The sequence below is a fragment of the Streptomyces sp. BL1 genome (genome assembly GCF_057628045.1).
Map to the genome: position 1 here is coordinate 2,949,420 of NZ_JBXYWZ010000002.1, position 18,435 is coordinate 2,967,854.

18 protein-coding genes are annotated in these 18,435 nt (G+C 70.9%); 10 read left to right on the forward strand and 8 right to left on the reverse strand.

Going from position 1 to position 18,435, the window contains the following annotated elements; genetic code table 11:
• Positions 1-51: 51 nt before the first annotated feature.
• Together AC3AGO_RS12920 and AC3AGO_RS12925 are read left to right on the forward strand one after the other, a co-directional pair.
• Positions 52-939, forward strand: coding sequence for a LysR family transcriptional regulator (locus AC3AGO_RS12920; RefSeq protein WP_487820323.1), 888 nt, complete (start codon positions 52-54; stop codon positions 937-939).
• A 70-nt stretch (positions 940-1,009) separates the two neighbouring features.
• Entirely contained in the window at positions 1,010-1,276 is a 267-nt protein-coding gene (locus tag AC3AGO_RS12925) for a hypothetical protein (protein WP_487820324.1), read from the forward strand.
• 42 nt (positions 1,277-1,318) lie between these two features.
• Here AC3AGO_RS12925 and AC3AGO_RS12930 read toward each other — a convergent pair whose 3' ends face one another.
• Both AC3AGO_RS12930 and AC3AGO_RS12935 read right to left on the reverse strand, forming a co-directional pair.
• Positions 1,319-1,849 (reverse strand): NUDIX hydrolase, encoded by a 531-nt coding sequence (locus AC3AGO_RS12930; protein WP_487820325.1) that lies wholly within the window; start codon positions 1,847-1,849, stop codon positions 1,319-1,321.
• An 89-nt stretch (positions 1,850-1,938) separates the two neighbouring features.
• The gene (locus AC3AGO_RS12935; RefSeq protein ID WP_487820326.1) at positions 1,939-3,297 is read right to left on the reverse strand and encodes an NsdA family TPR-like regulatory protein; all 1,359 of its coding nucleotides are present in this window, start codon (positions 3,295-3,297) and stop codon (positions 1,939-1,941) included.
• A gap of 214 nt (positions 3,298-3,511) precedes the next feature.
• Between AC3AGO_RS12935 and AC3AGO_RS12940 the strand changes: the two genes are divergently transcribed.
• The 5 genes from AC3AGO_RS12940 (at position 3,512) to AC3AGO_RS12960 (ending at position 8,469) form a co-directional block, all read left to right on the forward strand.
• Positions 3,512-4,918 (forward strand): NsdA family TPR-like regulatory protein, encoded by a 1,407-nt coding sequence (locus AC3AGO_RS12940; RefSeq protein ID WP_487820327.1) that lies wholly within the window; start codon positions 3,512-3,514, stop codon positions 4,916-4,918.
• Between the two features lie 113 nt (positions 4,919-5,031).
• Complete coding sequence (locus tag AC3AGO_RS12945) at positions 5,032-5,622, forward strand: N-acetylmuramoyl-L-alanine amidase (protein ID WP_487820328.1); 591 nt, start codon at positions 5,032-5,034, stop codon at positions 5,620-5,622.
• 102 nt (positions 5,623-5,724) lie between these two features.
• Entirely contained in the window at positions 5,725-6,633 is a 909-nt protein-coding gene (locus AC3AGO_RS12950; RefSeq protein WP_487824637.1) for a 1-aminocyclopropane-1-carboxylate deaminase/D-cysteine desulfhydrase, read from the forward strand.
• A gap of 457 nt (positions 6,634-7,090) precedes the next feature.
• The gene (locus AC3AGO_RS12955; protein ID WP_487820329.1) at positions 7,091-7,513 is read left to right on the forward strand and encodes an ATP-binding protein; all 423 of its coding nucleotides are present in this window, start codon (positions 7,091-7,093) and stop codon (positions 7,511-7,513) included.
• 20 nt (positions 7,514-7,533) lie between these two features.
• Positions 7,534-8,469 carry an RNA polymerase sigma factor SigF gene (locus AC3AGO_RS12960; protein WP_487824638.1) on the forward strand — a complete coding sequence of 312 codons (936 nt, stop codon included), beginning with the start codon at positions 7,534-7,536 and terminating at the stop codon, positions 8,467-8,469.
• A 122-nt stretch (positions 8,470-8,591) separates the two neighbouring features.
• Here AC3AGO_RS12960 and AC3AGO_RS12965 read toward each other — a convergent pair whose 3' ends face one another.
• A complete protein-coding gene (locus tag AC3AGO_RS12965) occupies positions 8,592-9,017 on the reverse strand; it encodes a hypothetical protein (RefSeq protein ID WP_487820330.1) in 426 nt (141 codons plus the stop codon).
• Positions 9,018-9,089: 72 nt separating this feature from the next.
• Here AC3AGO_RS12965 and AC3AGO_RS12970 point away from each other — a divergent pair, with 72 nt between their 5' ends.
• On the forward strand, positions 9,090-10,058 hold the full coding sequence (locus tag AC3AGO_RS12970; RefSeq protein ID WP_487820331.1) for a diacylglycerol/lipid kinase family protein: 969 nt from the start codon (positions 9,090-9,092) through the stop codon (positions 10,056-10,058).
• A 320-nt stretch (positions 10,059-10,378) separates the two neighbouring features.
• Entirely contained in the window at positions 10,379-10,642 is a 264-nt protein-coding gene (locus AC3AGO_RS12975) for a WhiB family transcriptional regulator (protein ID WP_016469673.1), read from the forward strand.
• Between the two features lie 136 nt (positions 10,643-10,778).
• Here the strand turns inward: AC3AGO_RS12975 and AC3AGO_RS12980 are convergent, their stop codons facing one another.
• From AC3AGO_RS12980 to AC3AGO_RS13000, 5 genes are all read right to left on the reverse strand, one after another.
• Positions 10,779-12,254, reverse strand: a complete 1,476-nt coding sequence (locus AC3AGO_RS12980) for a histidine kinase N-terminal domain-containing protein (protein WP_487824639.1) — start codon at positions 12,252-12,254, stop codon at positions 10,779-10,781.
• A 363-nt stretch (positions 12,255-12,617) separates the two neighbouring features.
• Positions 12,618-14,147: a glycoside hydrolase family 3 N-terminal domain-containing protein gene (locus AC3AGO_RS12985; RefSeq protein ID WP_487820332.1), complete on the reverse strand. Its 1,530-nt coding sequence runs from the start codon at positions 14,145-14,147 to the stop codon at positions 12,618-12,620.
• A 10-nt stretch (positions 14,148-14,157) separates the two neighbouring features.
• On the reverse strand, positions 14,158-14,988 hold the full coding sequence (locus tag AC3AGO_RS12990; RefSeq protein ID WP_487820333.1) for a carbohydrate ABC transporter permease: 831 nt from the start codon (positions 14,986-14,988) through the stop codon (positions 14,158-14,160).
• Positions 14,985-15,968 (reverse strand): carbohydrate ABC transporter permease, encoded by a 984-nt coding sequence (locus AC3AGO_RS12995; RefSeq protein ID WP_487820334.1) that lies wholly within the window; start codon positions 15,966-15,968, stop codon positions 14,985-14,987. The genes AC3AGO_RS12990 and AC3AGO_RS12995 overlap by 4 nt, the downstream gene beginning before the upstream one ends.
• A 112-nt stretch (positions 15,969-16,080) precedes the next feature.
• Positions 16,081-17,352, reverse strand: coding sequence for an extracellular solute-binding protein (locus tag AC3AGO_RS13000; RefSeq protein ID WP_487820335.1), 1,272 nt, complete (start codon positions 17,350-17,352; stop codon positions 16,081-16,083).
• A 278-nt stretch (positions 17,353-17,630) separates the two neighbouring features.
• Here AC3AGO_RS13000 and AC3AGO_RS13005 point away from each other — a divergent pair, with 278 nt between their 5' ends.
• On the forward strand, positions 17,631-18,425 hold the full coding sequence (locus AC3AGO_RS13005) for a GntR family transcriptional regulator (RefSeq protein ID WP_487820336.1): 795 nt from the start codon (positions 17,631-17,633) through the stop codon (positions 18,423-18,425).
• Positions 18,426-18,435: the final 10 nt, after the last annotated feature.

Below are 18,435 nucleotides of genomic sequence, written 5' to 3' on the forward strand. Positions count from 1 at the left end.
GCCCGTTCTCCGCGTGAAATGCCATTCCGCCTGCGGCTATGCTCGGGAGGCATGACCGCGGAACTGCGTCACCTGCGGGCCTTCCTCGCCATCGCCGAGGAGGGCAATGTCACCCGTGCCGCCGCCCGCCTGGGCACGGGCCAGCCCGCGCTGTCGCGCACCCTGCGCCAGCTCGAGGCGCATCTCGGCGTCCTGCTGGTGGACCGTTCCACGCACCATCTGGAGCTGACGCCGGAGGGCCGCGCCTTCCGGGACAGGGCGGCCGCAGCGCTCGCCGCCGTGGACGAGGCCCTGGACCCCGCGCGGCTGTCCGGCCGGCCGCTGCGGCTGGGGCACGCCTGGTCGGCGCTCGGCACGTACACCACTCCCCTGCTGCGCCGGTGGCGGGACGAGCACCCGGACACCCCGCTGGAGCTGCTGCGCGTCGACGACCGGACGGCGGGACTGCTGAGCGGCCGGGTGGACGTCGCGCTCGTACGGGGGCCGCTTCCCGGTGACGCGCGGGGGCTGCGTACGGAGTGGCTGCTCGACGAGCCGCGCGTCGCGGCCGTGCCGGCGGAGAGCGAACTGGCCGCACGGCGGGACCCGTTGACCCTGGAGGACCTCGCGGAGCGGCGAGTGGCGCTCAACACCGTCTCCGGGCTCACCACGCTCGGTCTGTGGCCGGAGGCGATCCGCCCGGAGCCCTCCGGAACGGTGCGGGTGGCCAACACCGACGACTGGCTGGGCGCCATCGCGGCGGGCGGCACGGTCGGCGTGTCCACGAGCGCGACCGCCGCGATGCATCCGCATCCGGGGGTGGCCTACCGCCCGCTGGCCGGCGTCCCCGACGTCCCGCTGCTGCTCGTACGGCACGACGCGCCGGGCCATCCGGCGATTCCGCAGCTGGTGGCGCTGGCCAGGGAGGTACTGCGCGGCGGACCCGGGGGAACCGGCTGATCACGGCATACGTTGGGCACTCGAGGGCACTCCTCCCTCACTCCGCACCGACCGCACGGGAGGCAGCACCATGGCAGGTTTCCTCGACAGGGCCAAGGAACAGGCGCAGCGCGGACTGGCACAGGGCAAGGAGAAGGTCGAAGAGGTGCAGGCCCAGCGCACCGGCAACGACCTGCTGCGCAAGCTGGGCGCCGCGTACTACGCGCAGCAGCGCGGGGCGGGTTCGCCCGCCGATCTCCAGCAGGCGCTGGCCGCGGTGGAGCAGCACATCGCCGAGCACGGCGACTCTTTCCTGCACGGCGGTGGCGGCAACGGCGGCGGCTCGTTCGGCCGTTGAGCCGCGCGCCGCGGGGTCCGGCCGCCCGGCTGGGGCGCGGCCTCAGCCGAACCGCAGCCGGTGCAGCATGAGCAGCGCTGCGGCCGTGTTCGCCGCCGGCACCGCGCCGGCGGCGATCAGGTCCAGTGTCTCCTTGAGCGGCACCCACTCGCGCTTCTCGGACTCGAAGTCGTCCTGCGGATGCCCGGTGAACTCGGCTTCCTGCGCCCAGTAGATGTGGTGCCGCGCGTCGGTGAGCCCGTTCGCCGGCTCGACCGTCATGAGGTGGGCGAGCGGGCCGGGCCGCCAGCCCGTCTCCTCGACCATCTCGCGGGCCGCCGCCTCGGCGAGGTCCTCGCCGTCCTCCACGACGCCGGCCGCCAGTTCCCAGCCCCAGCTGTCCGTGATGAACCGGTGCCTCCAGAGCATGAGCACTTCGTTCTTCTCGTTGACCGCCGTGGCCATGGCGACGGGCCGCAGCCTGATCAGATAGTGGTCCAGGTGCCGGCCGTCGGGAAGCTCAACGTCCGCCAGGTTGACCCGCAGCCACTGATTTTCGTACACAGTGCTTTCACCCAGGTTCTTCCATTGCACGTATGTGCCCCCTTCTTGACGAAAGTTGGGCACATCCCAGCACGCTGCGGCGCCCAGCTGACAGAGGCGCACGGGGGCGGTTCCTCAGGTCAGAGGGGCACGCGCAGCGCGTCGTCGATCAGTTCCGCGGCTTCCGCGGCCGAAGTGCCGGGGTGCTGGGCCAAGTGGTCCCGTACCCTCCGCATCCGGCCCCGCAGCCGCTGGGACTCGATGCCCTGCGCGTAGCCGACCATTTCGGCCGCCGTGGCCGCCGCCCGCTCCGCTTCGCCGCTGCGCAGCTCGACATCGGTGAGGGTGGCAAGCCTGTTGACCCGTCCACGCACATGGGCGGGTGCCCTGGCCGCCTCCTTCGCATACTTCCCCGCGGCGCCGACCTCTCCCAGTACGAGCAGCGCCTCGGCCAACCGCACCTCCACCAGGCCCGGTTGGACGTATCCGGTCTCCACCGGTTCCTCCTCGGGACGAATGCGTTCCGAGTACGCCTCCGCCCACCGCATGCAGTCGTGCGCGCTCCGCCGGTCGCCCAGCTGCGCGTACGCCTTCGCCTGCATCGCGTACAGATCCGTCGCCAGCGCAGGGCTGGCATGCGGTCCTGCCGTACGGAGCACCGCCTCGGCGCAGGCGATCGCACGCCGGCTGTCGCCCAGGAACAGCGCCTGGTTGACCAGCAGCGCCACCACGTACCCGCCGAACAGCCGGTCGCCCGAGGCCTTTCCGAGCCGCAGCGCCTGGTGGAAGTACCGCTGGGCGAGTCCCTGCGCGTCGGCGTCGTACGCGCAGATGCCGCTCACCGCCGCCAACGAGCCCGCGGCACGGTGCAGTTGACGCCCGGTGTCGTCGCCGTAGCCCCCGCGCAGCAGCGGCGCCACCTCGGCGGTGAGGAAACCGACGACGCGCGCCCGCGTCGCCACACCGCCCGCGTTCCGGTAGAGGTGCTCGTAGTGGCTGCGGGCCGCCGTCAGCACCTCCACGTCGGCGTCGGTGACCTCCAACTGGCCGCCGTGCGAGACGTCCAGGTCCTCGGGCGGGTTCTCCCACTCCCACACGGGGGCTATGGCGGCGGCGCCCGTCAGCAGCCGCGGCCCCGTACTGGCCGCGTGCAGCTGGTCGGACCGCCATAACACCGCGGCCCGTTCGACGAACCGGCCCAGGCCCGCCGCGTCCTCCGGGTCGCCGTCCGGGGCCGGCGTCGCCGGCTGTCCCGGCGCGGCCATCCCGATGTCCGCGAGGGTGAGTGTCCTGCCCAGCTGTACACCGATGACCTCGCAGATCATCTCCGGCACACGGCCGCGCGGACGCTGCCCTTTGAGCCAGCGGCCCACGGCCGTATGGTCGTAACGCAGGGTGAGGTCCGTCTGTCTTCCGAGACGGTTGATCCGCGCGGCCAGACCGGCCCGGGAAATCCCCGACTGGTCAAGCAGCGCGTCGAGTTGACTGTTGGGCTCCATCCCGCCCTCCGGTCGTCCGGCTCCTGTTTCGCAGAGTAACCGACATCGGTTCACACGGGGTGTGAAAGTCCCGCCCACTCATGCACCCGGCACATGCTCCCGCCCGCGCCCCGGATGCGGTTGGCTGGAAGACATCCGTACGCAACGGCGCATACGGAACCCGTATACGTCTTCCTGAGGAGGAACCACCCCGTGAACGACCCGATTCGAGCTCGTGCCGGCACCCGACATGCCGTCCGCTGACCATCCCGGCCGCGCACCCAATCACGCGCTGCGCGCGCTGCTGCGGGAATCCGAGTGGACCCAGGAGGCCTTCGCCCGGTCCATCGCCGCACTGGGCGCGGAGGCGGGCATCCACCTGCGCTACGACCGTACTTCGGTCGCGCACTGGCTGCGCGGCAGCCGCCCGGCACCCCGTGTGCGGCAGCTCCTCGCCGAGGCGCTGTCGCGCCGCCTGGGCCGCCTCGTGACAGTGCCGGAACTCGGCATGGGCGACGCGCCCGCTCCGCAGCGCGCCCGCGCCGCGGCCAACCCCGCCGACCGGCTCGCCGCACTGACGAACCCGGTCGTGGGCCCGCCCCGCGCCAACACCCCGCCCGCGGCGCCGTATCAGCTGACTCTGCTGACACGTCCGCCCGGCGTGCGCCAGGCCCCACAGCCCCGTCCGCCCCGGTCCCTCTTCCCCTCCGCGGACCGGGGCGGGCGGACAGTCCGCCGTACCAGTCCGGACGAGGTGGCCTCGGTGCGCGAGCACGCGCGGTTCTTCGCCCAGCAGGCGGACCGGCACGGCGGCGGCCACATCCGCACCCCCCTCGCGGCCTGTCTGGGCGGACTCGTCCGCAGGCTGCGCACCGGGGGCGAGGGGCCGCACCACGCCCAACTGCTCGCGGGAGCCGCACGGTTGAGCTATCTGCTCGCCCGGGTGTACGCGGACGAGCAGCGCAACGGCCTGGCGCAGCGCGCGTTCCTGACGGCGGCCGACCTGGCCGAGGAGGGCGGGGACCTCGAAGGCGTGGCCCTCGCCCGGCGCGCACTCAGTTCACAGGCACACCAGTTGGGGCACACAGGGCACAGCCTCGCACTGGCCGAGTCCGCCTGTGAGACGGCGCCGCCGGACGCCGAGCCGTCCGCGCGCGCCTTCCTGTACGCGGGGCTCGCGGTGGCCCAGGCGGCGGGCGGCGAACGCGTCTCCGCCATGGAGGCACTCCGGCGCGCCGAGCACGAACTGGCGCGCGCCCCGGTCGACTTGACGACCGGTCCGGAGAGCCCGAACGCCGAACCCGTCGGCTCGTACCAGGACGCGGCCCTGCTGTACCAGGCGGGCCAGGTGCGCAGGGCGCTCGGCGACCGTACGGGCGCCATCGGCGAACTCCGTTCGTCGCTGCGCTCCCGCCCCGCCGGCGAGCGGCGCTCGCGTGCGCTGAGCCACGCCGAACTCGCCGAACTGCTGCTCTCCTGCGGCAGGTTGGAGGAGGCCTGTGCGGCCTGGCAGGTGTTCCTGGAAGACTGCACGCTCGTGCGCTCCGGCCGTACACGCCGCGCGCGCGACCGGATGCCGCGGCTTCTGCACCCGTACGCCGGGGAGAAGTGTGTGCAGGTTCTGCTGCAGCGTTTCCCGTGAGGGCGACGCCCGCCCCCGTGCCTGCTCGTTGGGCACGGGGGCCGGAGTAAGCGGACCGCACTCCGGGCATCAACTGACGAACGTCCATACGAAGTCCGGGAGACGGGGGCACCATGGCCACACCCATCACGGCGAACGCCTTTGTGGAAGCGCTCAAGAAGGAGGGACTGAAGGTCGAGGAGGTGCGCGACTGGCGGAACCACAACCGCAACCACAAGGGCGCCTGGGGTCCTGTGCACGGCGTGGTCGTCCACCACACCGCCACCAACGGCGCGAAGCAGACCGTCGACCTCTGCTACGACGGCCGCTCCGACCTGCCGGGCCCGCTGACGCACGGGGTCATCACCAAGGACGGCACCGTGTATCTCGTGGGCCACGGCCGGGCGAACCACGCGGGCCTGGGCGACGACGACGTGCTGGACGCGGTCATCGCCGAGCGGGACCTGCCCCGTCCCAACGAGATGAACACGGACGGGAACCGCTCCTTCTACGGCTTCGAGTGCGAGAACATGGGCGACGGCAAGGACCCGTGGCCGCCCGAGCAGCTGGAGGCCATCGAGAAGGCCGCCGCCGCGCTCTGCCGGCACCACGGCTGGGGCGCCCCCTCGGTCATCGGACACCTGGAGTGGACGAACCAGAAGTCCGACCCCCGCGGCTTCACCATGGACGACATGCGGGCGCGGATCGCCGACCGGCTGCGCTGAGCCACAATCGGAAGGGTGTCCGCACATCCGTCCGCCCGGCCGACCGGGCACCCTTCCGCACAGCCGCCGCCTCCCGGACAGCCCCCGCCCTCCGGCGAGCCGCTGTCCGCCGCCGCGCCGGCCGTGCCGGGCCCGGCCCCGCGGCTGCCGTCGCCGCTCCAGGAGCCGGACGACCCGCGCTTCGCGCGCAACGGCGTGCGGCTCCTGCTCAAGCGGGACGACCTCATCCACCCGGCGCTGCCCGGCAACAAGTGGCGCAAGCTGGCGCCCAATCTGGCCGTCGCGGCAGACGCGGGCCACCGCACCCTGCTGACGTTCGGCGGCGCGTACTCGAACCATCTGCGCGCCACCGCGGCCGCCGGCCGGCTGCTCGGCCTGTCCACCGTCGGCGTCGTCCGGGGCGACGAGCTGGCGGACAAGCCGCTCAACCCCTCACTGCGGCAGTGCGAAGCGGACGGCATGCGGCTGCACTTCGTCTCCCGCGCCGACTACCGGCGCCGCGCCGAGCCGGCCTTCCAGGAGGCGCTGCGCGAGCGCTTCGACGGCCCCGGCGGCGTGTACGTCGTACCGGAGGGCGGCAGCAACGCGCGCGCTGTGCACGGCTGTACGGAGCTCGGCCGGGAGCTGCGCGGCCGCACCGACGTGGCCGCCGTCGCCTGCGGTACGGGCGGCACCCTCGCGGGCCTCGCCGCCGGGCTCGCGCCGGGACAGCGCGCACTCGGCGTACCGGTGCTCGCGGGAGGTTTCCTGGGGGCCGAGGTCGCGCGGCTGCAGCACGAGGCGTTCGGCGGGGCACGCGGCGTCTGGTCGCTGGACGACAGGTTCCACTGCGGCGGCTACGCCCGTACGACGCCCGAACTGGAAGCCTTCACCATCGACTTCGCGGAGCGGCACGCGCTGCCGGAGATCGACCGTGTGTACGTGGCGAAACTGCTCCACGGACTGACGGCTCTCACAGAGGAAGGCGCCTTCCCCGGGGGCACCACCGTCACCGCCGTCATCACTGCTTGACCCAACGCGTGTACGGAGAGTTACATGTTGAGTGTCGCTCAGTTCTTCCGGAATCGATCACTCCGGAAATCTCCTCACTCTGCGTACTTGCCACGGATTGCGCGTCGGGCGCACTATTAACGATCCGACGAGTGGGTACAACGCAGACGCGGACCCGAGGCAGCATGGCGAGCCGCCAAAATTGCCAACAGAGCGTAATCGTCTCGGATTTGGGGTGCTCACCCCCTAGCCACAGACTGTACCCATGTGTTTACTATGGGTGACGCTTTCGGGTTGGTGTACCAGTGATCCGCACGGGCGACATCGGGTCACGGATCGCGATAGCGTCACAGGCGAACGATCCACCGCGCCGGCCCGCCTGCCCCCTCGCGGTCAAGGCCCGCAGAGAGACCGACGGACCAGCGCACTCGTAACAGCGAAACGAGCCCAACGGGCTTGCGTCCCCTTGGAGGTGAGGGTGTCCCAGATCGCAGGCGAGCCCGCGGAGCAGGACACGCAGGACTTCGTGGAGGTCCGGCTGCCCGCTGCGGGTGCCTATCTGTCGGTGCTGCGCACGGCCACCGCCGGCCTCGCCGCCCGCTTGGACTTCACCCTCGACGAGATCGAGGATCTGCGGATCGCCGTCGACGAGGCGTGCGCGATCCTGCTCCAGCAGGCCCTCCCCGGTTCCGTCCTCAGCTGCGTCTTCAAGCTTGTCGGTGACTCGCTCCGGGTCACCGTCTCGGCCCCCACGACAGACGGCCGCGCACCGGAACGGGACACCTTCGCCTGGACAGTGCTCTCCGCACTGGCCGGCGAGGTGGACTCGGCGGTGTCCGACGACCGTACGGTCAGCATCAGCCTGCACAAGAAGCGCGGTGCGGGCCCCGGAGCATCGTGACCGAGCACGAGGCGAGGGAGATGTGGATCGGCCGCAACGGGGCGGCGGCCGGCCCCGGTATCCCTGAGCAGGCCCGGCCGCACCCGGCCGACCCCAGCAGTCAGCTACCGGAGCAGGCAGAGCGGGCGGACGAGATGGACCAGCAGCACGAGCAGCACGGGAAGGGCGAACAGCCGGCGCACACCGCCGGGCAGTTCGACCCGCACGACCGCGCCGGTGCGCGCACCCTCTTCATCGAACTGCGCAAGCTCCCGGACAACTCGGCCGAGCGCGCCGAACTGCGCAACCAACTGGTGCGCATGCACCTGCCGCTGGTCGAGCACCTGGCCCGCCGCTTCCGGAACCGCGGGGAGCCGCTGGACGACCTGACGCAGGTGGCGACGATCGGCCTGATCAAGTCCGTCGACCGCTTCGACCCGGAGCGCGGCGTGGAGTTCTCGACGTACGCCACGCCCACCGTCGTCGGAGAGATCAAGCGGCACTTCCGCGACAAGGGCTGGGCGGTCCGCGTTCCGCGGCGGCTGCAGGAGCTGCGGCTCTCGCTCACCTCGGCGACCGCCGAGCTGTCCCAGCGGCACGGCCGCGCGCCGACCGTGCACGAGCTGGCGGAGCGGCTGTCCATCTCCGAGGAGGAGGTGCTGGAGGGCCTGGAGTCGGCGAACGCCTACAGCACCCTGTCGCTCGACGTCCCCGACACGGACGACGAGTCCCCCGCGGTCGCGGACACGCTGGGCGCGGAGGACGACGCGCTGGAAGGCGTCGAATACCGGGAGTCCCTCAAGCCGTTGCTGGAGGAGCTCCCGCCGCGCGAGAAGAAGATCCTGCTGCTGCGGTTCTTCGGCAACATGACGCAGTCGCAGATCGCCGAGGAGGTCGGCATCTCCCAGATGCACGTCTCCCGCCTCCTGGCCCGCACCCTGGCCCAACTCCGAGACAAACTCCTGGTAGAGGAGTAACCCCCGCTGCGCTGTGGGCAGTCTGCGCCAGGGGCGCAGGGTGGGCACAGCGCAGACCGCACCCGCGCAGGGAACGCACCCCGCACGCAACGCACGCGGCCCGCACACGACCCCGCCAGGGGTCAGACGTCCCGCGGCCCGATCCCCAACGCCGCGGTCGCCGTCGGATTCACCACACACCCCAGCACGGCAAGCCCGGCCACCCCGATCGCGACGCCCGCGGCCACCGCCGCGCCGCCGTTCTGTGCCATCTGCCACGCCACCGGCAGCGAGAGCAGGCCCACGATCATCGCGGGCCCGCGGCTCCACCTCCGGCGCAGCCACAGCCCGCGCGCCGCGGCCAGCGGCAGCACGGCGAGCGCCAGCACGGTCACGGCGAGGGTGACGGCCTGCGTCATGTCGTCCGGCTTGTCGGTGAAGAGCAGCACCAGCGAGTACAGCCCGAAACCGAGGACGACCACCCCCTCCAGCGCGGTCAGCACGGCGGCGGCCAGGATCCGTCGCGGCACGGTGGGGGACTCGGGTTCGGACGCGGGCTTCTCACTCACACCGCCAGGGTAGCCACCGCTCCCCGGACCACTCGCTCCCACCGTCGGCGGACCTCTGGGTAACCTGCCCCCATGCGCGCACTCCTCGTGGTCAATCCGGCAGCCACCACCACCAGCGCGCGGACGCGTGACGTCATCGCCCACGCCCTCGCGAGCGACCTCAAGCTGGAGGTCGTCACGACCGAGTACCGCGGCCACGCACGCGATCTCGCGCGGAAGGCCGCGGAGGGCGGCGAGACGGAGCTGGTGATCGCCCTCGGCGGCGACGGCACCGTCAACGAGATGGTGAACGGCCTGCTGCACGACGGCCCCGACCCGGACGGACTCCCCCGTCTCTCCGTGGTCCCCGGCGGCTCCACCAACGTCTTCGCCCGCGCCCTCGGCATGCCCAACCACCCGGTGGAGGCGACGGGCGCGCTGCTGGACGCGCTGCGCGACGGCCGCGAACGCACGATCGGACTCGGCCTCGCCTCCGGCGCGCCGGGCACCGACGACGCGGCGGTCCCGTCGCGCTGGTTCACCTTCACCGCCGGCCTGGGTTTCGACGCCGGTGTCGTCGGCCGGGTCGAGCAGCAGCGGGAACGCGGCAAGCGTTCGACGCACGCCCTGTACGTGCGACAGGTCGTCCGTCAGTTCCTCAAGGAACAGCACCGCCGCGGCGGCACGATCACCCTGTCCCGGCCGGGCGAGGACGACATCGAGGGCCTGGTGCTGTCGATAGTCTGCAACACCGCGCCGTGGACCTATCTGGGCAACCGGCCGGTGTACGCGGCGCCCGCCGCGTCCTTCGACACCGCCCTCGACGTGCTCGGTCTCAACCGTCTGACCTCCTCTTCCGTCAGCAGGTACGCCGGCCAGCTGCTCACCTCGTCCCCGGAGCGCGGCCCTCGCGGCAAGCACGCGGTCTCCCTGCACGATCTGACGGACTTCACCTTGCAATCGCAGGTTTCACTGCCGTTTCAGATGGATGGTGACCACCTGGGAGTGCGTACCGGCGTGCGCTTCACAGGCGTACGGCGTGCACTGCGTGTGATTGTGTAAGCGGAAGGGCCTAAAGTCCTTCTACTCGAACGTTTAGACCAGGGTCCACCCCCTGGAAGTACGACTGTGAGCCAGGCGACACCAAGGATTCAAAAAAAACTTTCCGGAAGGGGTTGTATCCGCCGCCGAGGTTTGCGAGTCTCTTCATGGCGATCGGGACGGCCCCTCAACGGCGGCCCCCTTGAGAGCTCGAATCCCCCTCCTCATTCCAGATGGGACCCGCATCACAGCTGAGCGGTTCCCCTTCCCCTGCGGAGGGATTCGTGAAAGCGTTCACATTCACAAGCAACGAGCCCGCAACACGAGGAGAGGTAGCAGCCATGGACTGGCGTCACCACGCCGTTTGCCGCGAGGAAGACCCCGAGCTGTTCTTCCCCATCGGCAACACCGGTCCTGCGCTGCTGCAGATCGAGGAAGCCAAGGCTGTCTGCCGTCGCTGCCCCGTCATGGAGCAGTGCCTGCAGTGGGCCCTGGAGTCCGGCCAGGACTCCGGTGTCTGGGGAGGCCTCAGCGAGGACGAGCGCCGCGCCATGAAGCGCCGCGCCGCTCGCAACCGGGCGCGGAACAACGCCGCAACCGCCTGAAACTGACGCCCAGCCCTGCACCAGCTGCACCCCGAGCCGCAGCGCGCAGAGCATCTGAGAGCCCCGGTCCTCACTGAGGACCGGGGCTCAGTGCTGTTCGGACGGGCTCCGTCCTACGGGCCCGGCGCGTGCGGATTCAGTGCTGTTCGGACGGCACCGGGAGGTCGAAGACGACACGGGTGCCCCCGCCGGGCGCCGGCAGCATGTCGAACGTGCCGCCCAACTCGCCCTCGACCAGCGTCCGTACGATCTGCAGCCCCAGATTGCCCGCGCTCTTCGCGTCGAAGCCCTCGGGCAGTCCGCGGCCGTTGTCCTGCACGGTGACCAGCAGCCGGGCCTCTTCCCTGCCCGCGCCGCCGCCGCGTACCGCGCCGACCTCGACGGTGCCCTGCTCGGTGGGGCCGAATCCGTGTTCCAGCGCGTTCTGCAGCACTTCGGTGAGCACCATCGACAGCGGTGTGGCGACGTCCGCGCCGAGGATGCCGAAGTGGCCCGTACGGCTGCCCTTCACCCGGCCCGGCGAGATCTCCGCCACCATCGCCAGCACCCGGTCCGCGATCTCGTCGAACTCGACGCGCTCGTCAAGGGTCTGGGACAGCGTCTCGTGCACGATGGCGATCGAGCCGACCCGGCGCACCGCCTCGCTGAGCGCTTCCTTGCCGCGGTCCGAATCCATCCGGCGGGCCTGCAGCCGCAGCAGCGCGGCGACGGTCTGCAGATTGTTCTTCACCCGGTGGTGGATCTCCCGGATGGTGGCGTCCTTGGTCATCAACTCGCGCTCGCGGCGCCGCACTTCGGTGATGTCGCGGAGCAGGATGAGCGAGCCGATGCGGGTGCCCTTGGGCTTCAGCGGGATGGCGCGCAGCTGGACGACGCAGTCGTTGGCCTCCACCTCGGCGCCGCGCGGCGCCCAGCCGCTGGCCAGTTTCACCAGGGCCTCGTCCACCGGGGCGCGGGACGGGGCGAGTTGGGCGGTGGCCTGGCCCAGGTGCACTCCGACCAGGTCCAGTGCGAGGCCGAGACGGTGGTAGGCGGAGAGCGCGTTGGGGCTGGCGTAGAGCACCACGCCGTCCGCGTCGAGCCGGATCAGGCCGTCGCCGACGCGCGGGATGTGGTCGATGTCCAGCTGCTGCCCGAGGAACGGGAAGGTGCCCGCGGCGATCATCTGCGCCAGGTCGGACGCGCTCTGCAGATACGTGAGTTCGAGCCGGCTGGGGGTGCGGACGGTCAGCAGGTTGGTGTTGCGCGCGATGACGCCCAGCACCCGGCCCTCCCGGCGCACCGGGATCGACTCCACCCGTACCGGCACCTCTTCGCGCCACTCCGGGTCGCCCTCCCGTACGATCCGGCCCTCGTCCAGCGCGGCGTCCAGCAGCGGACGGCGGCCGCGCGGCACGAGGTGGCCGACCATGTCGTCCTGGTGGGACGTCGGCCCGGTGTTCGGCCGCATCTGGGCCACCGACACATAGCGGGTGCCGTCCCGGGTGGGCACCCACAGCACCAGGTCGGCGAAGGACAGGTCCGCGAGCAGCTGCCATTCGGAGACGAGCAGATGCAGCCACTCCAGGTCGAGGTCCGACAGAGCGGTGTGGTGGCGTACGAGATCGTTCATGGAGGGCACGCTCGCGAGCCTACCGGCGCCCGGTCCCGCGGATCGCGGAGGGCATTCCTCCATGGGGCTGTCGCGCACCGCTCTTGTGCGCAAGAATCTACGGCAGCGGATACCGCACAGCACCGACTCCGTTCAAGCCATGGACAGCCAAGAGTGGTCTAGTCCACAATGTGCGGTGAGAACAACACAGGCTTCTGCTCTCCCCGCACAGGAGGGCAGAACGAGGCCCGCGGCGCTCTCTGCCCTGACCGCGCCGGGGCCTTGCAGCTCCGGGCTGCGGTGCCAGGAGGGTTGAGGGTCCCGCCTTGGCGCCGCGGCCCGCGGCGTATCCCCCCGCTGAACGCGGAACGCCCGCCGCGCCGTTCACCGGCGTGCTCCCCTCCCCGCGATGACCTCCGCCGCCGCCTGTCCGCAGACGCGCGCCGCTCCGTGCGTCGCGAGGTGCAGGACTCCCGCGGGAGCCGCCTGCGGCACTCCCATCTCGACCACGACGGTGTCCGGACGGGCCCCGACGAGGGTGTCGAGCGCGTCCGCCATCCAGAAGTGCCGGTGCACGTCGCGGACCACGGCGACGATCCGCCGCTCCCCCGCCGCGGCCAGTACGTTCGCCACCAGATGTTCCGTACCGTCCTCGGCGGCCTCGGCCGCTCCGTACGTGGCGGTCGCGGTGCCGGGCAGCAGCCGGGCCAGCTCGGCGGCGACGCCCCAGGGGGTCTCGTCGCCGACGGCGATGTTGGCGAGCGGGGTGAAGGCGGCGACGAAGGGCGGCTCCTCCAGGGGCGCTCCCGTACCGGTGACGGCGAGGGCCCGGCGTGCGGCATCGAGTCCGGTGCTGCCGCCGTCCGCCGGTGCCGCGGCGTGCCGCTGCCGCGCCGTCCACGCGGCGAGGGCCCGTACCCGCGCGGCTGCTTCGGCCAGCCGCTCGCGCGGGAGTTCGCCCCGCTGTACGGCGTCGACCAGCGCGTCCCGCAGGCCCAGCACCGTCTCGTCGTCCGCCAAGTGCCCGCCGACGCACAGCGCGTCGGCTCCGGCGGCGAGGGCGAGGACGGCGCCGCCGGCGACCCCGTACGTGTCGGAGATGGCCTTCATCTCCAGCGCGTCCGTCACGATCAGCCCCTCGTGGCCGAGCCCGCCCCGGTCGCGCGGTGCCCGCAGCAGGCCGGTGAGCACGGCGGGGCTGAGGGTCGCGGGGCGGGCGGCGTCGAGGGCCGGCAGCAGGATGTGCGCGCTCATCACGCACTGGACGCCCGCGTCGATCGCGGCGCGGAACGGCACCAACTCCCGTGCGTGCAGGGTCTCCAGGTCCGCGTCCACGCGGGGCAGGGCGAGGTGCGAGTCGACGGCGGTGTCGCCGTGGCCGGGGAAGTGCTTGACGCAGGCGGCGACTCCGGCCTCCTGCATGCCCTCCACATAGGCGACGGTGTGCCGGGCCGTCAGCTGCGGGTCGCTGCCGAAGGAGCGGACGCCGATGCCGGGGTTGTCGGGGTTGGAGTTGACGTCGGCGGACGGCGCCCAGTTGAGGTTGACGCCGCAGGCCGCGAGCCGGCCGCCGAGTTCGCGGGCGACCCGGCGGGTGAGTGCCGTGTCGTCGACGACGCCGAGGGCGAGGTTGCCGGGGAAGGACGAGCCCGTACGGGCCTCCAGCCGGGTGACGTCGCCGCTCTCCTCGTCGATGGCGACCAGCACGTCGGGCCGTACCGCGCGCAGTTGGGCCGTCAGTTCGGCGAGCTGTCCGGACGAGGCGATGTTCCGGCCGAACAGGCCGACGGCGGCGAGCCCTTCGTCGAGCCGGCGCAGCAGCCAGTCCGGGGCCTCGGTGCCGGTGAAACCGGGCTGGAGGACGGCGAGGGCGTCCCGGGTCAGGGTGTCGGTGTCATGGGCGAAGGTCGTCATTTCGGGGGTGCTATCCCTTCACTGCGCCGGAGGTGAGGCCGCTGACTGCCCTGCGCTGGAGGTAGAGGAAGAGCAGCAGGATGGGGAGGGCGAAGAGCGAGGCGGCGGCCATGGTGGCGCCCCAGTCGTCGCCGAACGCGGTCTGGAACTTCGACAGCCACAGCGGCAGGGTCTGCGCCTCGGCGTCCTTGTTGAGGATCAGCACCATCGGGAACTCGTTCCAGGCGGTGATGAATCCGAACAGCGAGGTGGCCATCAGGCCGGGTGCCAGCAGCGGGAAGATGACCTTCACGAAGGCCTGGGTGCGGGTGCAGCCGTCGACCATCGCGGATTCCTCCAGCTCCTTCGGTACGGCGGCCACGTAGCTGCGCAGCGTGAGAATCGTCAGCGGCAGCACCATGATCGTGTAGAAGAGGGTCAGCGGCAGCAGGCTGTTGAGCATGTCGGCGTCGCGTACCAGCATGTAGATCGCGATGACCATCACCTCCCAGGGCGCCATCTGGGCGATCATGAAGGTGAGGATCATGCTCTTGCGGCCGCGGAACCGCATGCGCGCCAGCGCGAACGACGCGAACAGGGCGACCACCAGGGAGAATCCGACCGCGAGCACGGTGACGGTGACGGAGTTCCGCACCAGCGTCCAGAAGTGGTCGGCGGACACCGCCGTGCGGAAGTGTTCCAGGGTCGGGCTGTCCGGGAACCAGACGGGACTCTCGCTGATGATGTCGCTGTTCGGCTTCAGCGCCGTGTTGAACATCCAGTAGACCGGGAAGACGAACAGGACGAAGAGCACGGCGGCCGTGGCGTTCGGCCAGGCCCGGCCGAGGAGTGAGCGTCTCACCGTACGGTCTCCTCTTCCTGTCGGAGCACGATGCGCAGGTAGTACGACATGAGGGCGAGCAGGATCAGGATGGTGAGCACGGAGATCGCCGCGCCCGTTCCGTAGTGCTGGTTGCCGACGCCCTCGACGAAGGCGTACACGGGCAGCGTCTCGGTTAGCCGGTCGGGGCCGCCCTCGTTCACCGCGAAGATGTGCGGGAACGCCTTGAAGATCCAGATGACTTCGAGGAACGTCGTGGCGAGCAGGAACGGCTTGAGGAACGGCAGCGTCACGTTCGTGAAGCCCTTCCAGGCGCCGGCGCCGTCCAGCGCGGCGGCCTCGTACAGCTCGCGCGGGATGGTCGTGGTCGCCGCGTAGAGGTTGATGGCGACGAACGGGACGGACGTCCACACGAGCAGCAGCGAGACGACGAAGAACGTCGACATCTGGCTGCCGGTCCAGTTGTAGCGCGCCATGCCGTCGAACCCGAGCTGGACCAGCACCCAGTTGACGACGCCGAAGCGCTGCGCGAAGAGCCACTGGTAGACGGTGGTCGCCGCGATGATGGGCATCGCCCAGGCGAGCACCAGGCCGCCGGTGAGCAGCAGCCGCATCCGGCTGCCGAGCCGTGCGAGCAGCAGTCCGGTCAGGGTGCCGCCGGCCATGATGAGCACCACGTTGACGACGGTGAACAGCACCGAACGGGCGGTGACGCGCCAGAAGGTGGAACTGCCCAGCGTGTCCGTGTAGTTGCCGAACCCGTTCCACTCGGTGAGGTGCTGGATCAGCTGCGTCATGTTGAGGTTCTGGAACGACAGCACGACGTTCTTCGCCATGGGCCAGCCGAGCAGCAGCGCGGTGGCCGCGAGGGCGGGCAGGAGCAGCACGTACGGCAGCGCCGTCGCACGCCGTGCACGGGGCGGTTCGGGCTCCCGCTCCGGGCCGCCCTGCACTTCCGGCGCCTTCCGCAGCGGTGGCGCGTCACCGGCCTGTACTGACATCTGCACTCCGTGAGTCGGGATTTCCACCGGGGTGGGGCGAGCCGGGGCGCGGCGGCGGAGGTCCGGCCGGCGTCACACCGCCGGCCGGACCCGCCGCTTCGGCGCGGCAGCGCTACTGCTGCTGTGCGAGCCGCTTGTTGAACTCGGCCTCGACCGACTTGGCGGCGACGGCGTGCGAACGGCCCTTGAGCACCGCGGTCATATAGGTCTTGATCGGGTTCGGCGGGTTCTCCACGGCGCCCCACTGGGGGATCAGCGGGGTCATGCCGCCGTCCTCCACCGCGGGTGCGGCGGCCTCGGCAGCCGGGTTGCCCTTGAGGTTCTTCTCCAGGGCCTGCTTGTTCGGGATGACGCCGCCCTCCTTGGCGAGCGCCCCCTCGAACTTGTCCGACATGGCGATCTTCAGGAATTCCTTGGCGAGTTCCTGCTTCTCGCTGCCCGCCGCGACGGCGAGGTTGGAGCCGCCGAGGAAGACACCCTCGGGCGTGCCGGCCTGCTCCCCCGGGATGGTGAAGTAGCCGATGTCCTTCTCGATCTTCGGGTTGTTCTCGACGGCCGTCGCGGCCTCCCAGCCCATCCCGATGAACGCGCCGGTCTTCCCCTTGGCGAAGACCTCGGCCTGCTGCGGGGTGGCCTCGTCCTTGTCCTGGGGCGCGTCGGAGTAGGAGGCGTACTTCTTGTAGACCTCCATGGCCTCTCCGACCTTCGGGTCGGCGAGGTTGGAGACCCACTTGCCGCCCTGCTTCTTCACCAGCTGCGCCTTGTTGCCGAGGAGCAGCCCGTCGAAGAAGTACCAGTTCTGGCCGGGCATGTAGACCGGTTCCGCGTCGGTCTTCTTCCCGATGGCGTCGAAGGCGGCGAAGAGTTCCGCGCGGGTCTTCGGGGTGCCCTTGAGGCCGGCGTCGGCCCAGATCTTCTTGTTGTAGACGACCGTGCGGTTCGCCACGAACCACGGCGCCGCGTACTGCTTCCCCCCGTACACGGCCGACTTGTTGATGGAGTCGGTCCAGTCGGCGCCGACGCCCTTCTTCAGGTCACCGAGTTCGAGCAGTCCGCCGGTCTTCGCGTAGGCCGGGGTCTGGGTGTTGCCGATCTCCACCACGTCCGGCGGGTCCGACTCCGACAGCGCTGTGGTGATCTTCTGCTGAATGCCGTTCCACTGCTGGACCTCGAGCTTCAGCTTCGCACCGGTCTTCTTCTCGAAGGCCTTGCGGACGTCCTTCTCCCACTGCGGGGGCGTGGATCCGTCCATCGCCCAGAGGGTGAGCGTCTGCCCCTTGAAGCTCTCGGCACCGCTCTTGCCGCTCTGTTCGCCGGACCCACAGGCCGCGACGCTCACTGTCAGGGCCACGACTCCCACCGCGGCTATGAGCCCACGATTCACAGCATCCTCCCCTGCACACTGATGAGTGGTCTCTAATGGTTTAGACCAGTAACCGGAGCTTGGACTAGACCTGATGGGGTGTCAACGGTGTATAAAGCACGCTGTCGCTTCCGTTACCGGACCGACATCTGAGCCGGGACGCCCCGGAAGGCCGTGCCCGTGCCACGATGTGAGCCGCGAGGCCGGTCAGGGGCCGGGCGCAAGCCGACGGTCCGGGCGGGACTACGCACTTGGAGGAGCCGGTGACGGCAGCACGACACAACTCGGGAAGGCGTGCCATGGGTACGGAAGGGGGCGCGGCCGCGGGGCCGGCAGCCGCGGCTGAGGCCGAGCCGGCGAGCGGGAACGGCGTCGGCAGGACCGCGCGCGTGCCCAAGTACTACCGGCTGAAGCGGCACTTGCTGGAGATGACCGAGACCATGCCGCCCGGCACCCCGGTTCCCCCTGAGCGCACCCTCGCCACCGAGTTCGACACCTCCCGTACGACCGTCCGGCAGGCCCTCCAGGAGCTCGTCGTCGAGGGACGGCTGGAGCGCATCCAGGGCAAGGGCACGTTCGTCGCCAAGCCGAAGGTCTCCCAGGCGCTGCAACTCACCTCGTACACCGAGGACATGCGCGCCCAGGGGCTCGAACCGGCCTCCCAGCTGCTGGACATCGGGTACGTCACCGCGGACGACCGGCTGGCCGGGCTGCTGGACATCCCGCCCGGCGGACGAGTGCTGCGCATCGAACGGCTGCGGCTGGCCAGCGGCGAGCCGATGGCCATAGAGACCACCCACCTCTCCCAGAAACGCTTCCCCGCGCTGCGCCGCAATCTGGTCAAGTACACCTCGCTCTACACCGCGCTGGCCGAGGTGTACGGGGTGCACCTGGCGGAGGCCGAGGAGACCATCGAGACCTCGCTCGCCACCCCGCGCGAGGCCGGACTGCTCGCCACCGACGTGGGGCTGCCGATGCTGATGCTGTCCCGGCACTCCCTCGACACGCGCGGGGAACCCGTCGAATGGGTGCGCTCCGTGTACCGCGGAGACCGCTACAAGTTCGTGGCCAACCTCAAGCGGCCGACGATGTAACCGTGTTGAG

Bases quoted from the DNA above. Each gene is read 5' to 3' on its own strand.
- AC3AGO_RS12920 (WP_487820323.1), top strand. From the start codon at position 52: ATGACCGCGGAACTGCGTCACCTGCGGGCCTTCCTCGCCATCGCCGAG.
- AC3AGO_RS12925 (WP_487820324.1), top strand. From the start codon at position 1,010: ATGGCAGGTTTCCTCGACAGGGCCAAGGAACAGGCGCAGCGCGGACTG.
- AC3AGO_RS12935 (WP_487820326.1), bottom strand. From the start codon at position 3,297: ATGGAGCCCAACAGTCAACTCGACGCGCTGCTTGACCAGTCGGGGATT.
- AC3AGO_RS12945 (WP_487820328.1), top strand. From the start codon at position 5,032: ATGGCCACACCCATCACGGCGAACGCCTTTGTGGAAGCGCTCAAGAAG.
- AC3AGO_RS12960 (WP_487824638.1), top strand. From the start codon at position 7,534: ATGTGGATCGGCCGCAACGGGGCGGCGGCCGGCCCCGGTATCCCTGAG.
- AC3AGO_RS12970 (WP_487820331.1), top strand. From the start codon at position 9,090: ATGCGCGCACTCCTCGTGGTCAATCCGGCAGCCACCACCACCAGCGCG.
- AC3AGO_RS12975 (WP_016469673.1), top strand. From the start codon at position 10,379: ATGGACTGGCGTCACCACGCCGTTTGCCGCGAGGAAGACCCCGAGCTG.
- AC3AGO_RS12980 (WP_487824639.1), bottom strand. From the start codon at position 12,254: ATGAACGATCTCGTACGCCACCACACCGCTCTGTCGGACCTCGACCTG.
- AC3AGO_RS12985 (WP_487820332.1), bottom strand. From the start codon at position 14,147: ATGACGACCTTCGCCCATGACACCGACACCCTGACCCGGGACGCCCTC.
- AC3AGO_RS12995 (WP_487820334.1), bottom strand. From the start codon at position 15,968: ATGTCAGTACAGGCCGGTGACGCGCCACCGCTGCGGAAGGCGCCGGAA.
- AC3AGO_RS13005 (WP_487820336.1), top strand. From the start codon at position 17,631: ATGGGTACGGAAGGGGGCGCGGCCGCGGGGCCGGCAGCCGCGGCTGAG.